Here is a 1,025-nt window from a genome sequence, read left to right as displayed (position 1 = left end):
ACTTAAGCCGATATAATAAAATGTTTTATGTCTAAATTGATATAAAGTAATAATTATTAAGTGATATTTCTTTTTTATAGAATAAGTAAAAACTGATATTGTAGTAATTACTGTTTTGAGGTCAATTTACTGTGCACCTTAATTATTGAAGTTTTTTTGTTGATTAACAACTATTGTATTTGGAAATTGATAATAAGTTTATCCCGCTATTTGCCGGGCAGTAAGACCTCCACCTCAAAATTCAGCGAAAGCAAAGAAGTTAGGTGGGGGGCGGGCTGCCCGTAAAAGCCCGATTGGTGTGAGCTAATAATCAGTGGGGATGAACAAAACCCCCACTGATTAAAGTTTCACTTTATGTGATGCGGTAATAAAACTATCTAGTTTGCTATTCTTAGTATTTGTAAAGTCTATATATTTTTCCTCTTTTGTGGAAAGTAAAACTATTGTTACGACCAGTAATATAGTGTCATGTTTTTGAATATTCCATTCGTTTTTTATTTTTAGTTGATGAAAAGACCTTTCTCTCAATTAAATATTTAATTGAGTACTTGAATTTCCTCCACCTTGTACTTTTCAAAGCATAGTGCTTCAAAAATAGCCGTATCGCTTTCATCTGTTTCCAATTTCACAACTTCTTTATTATCTTTTTCTAAAATTTGGAGCAAAATAGTTTTTCAGTTTCACATTTAAATTAGCAGTATTTATTTTTTGAATTCAATTTGTATAAATGAATGAATTGGAACTTTGACTGTTGTTTCTTGCGGTGGTACAGTATCTCCTGTTACTTTCGCTTTATTTTAAATCTTTTTCCAGCTTGGTCCTCGCATTGACTACCACTGTATTTTGAAGTACTTCACTGTTTTCTCAAATTCAATAATTATATTTTGTAGAATTAAGAAAAGAACTTAGTGTATTTCCTTTACGTATCTACTCTGATATTTAGATGCTAACTACAATTAAATAATATATGATTTTTATAAAAAAGATATAGTAATATTTTGTTGTGAATTGTACTAATTTGATAT

General features: G+C 29.3%; 1 protein-coding gene. It reads right to left on the bottom strand.

Annotated features, from left to right (window positions below; genetic code table 11):
• Positions 1–536 precede the first annotated feature (536 nt).
• Entirely contained in the window at positions 537–665 is a 129-nt protein-coding gene (locus GBN78_RS29785) for a hypothetical protein (protein WP_000939299.1), read from the bottom strand.
• Positions 666–1,025: the final 360 nt, after the last annotated feature.

The sequence above is a fragment of the Bacillus sp. B2-WWTP-C-10-Post-4 genome, from assembly GCF_009183805.1.
GTDB classification, from domain to species: domain Bacteria; phylum Bacillota; class Bacilli; order Bacillales; family Bacillaceae_G; genus Bacillus_A; species Bacillus_A cereus.
The sequence above is the reverse complement of the archived record's forward strand: the minus strand, read 5'-3'. Positions and strand labels throughout refer to the sequence as shown.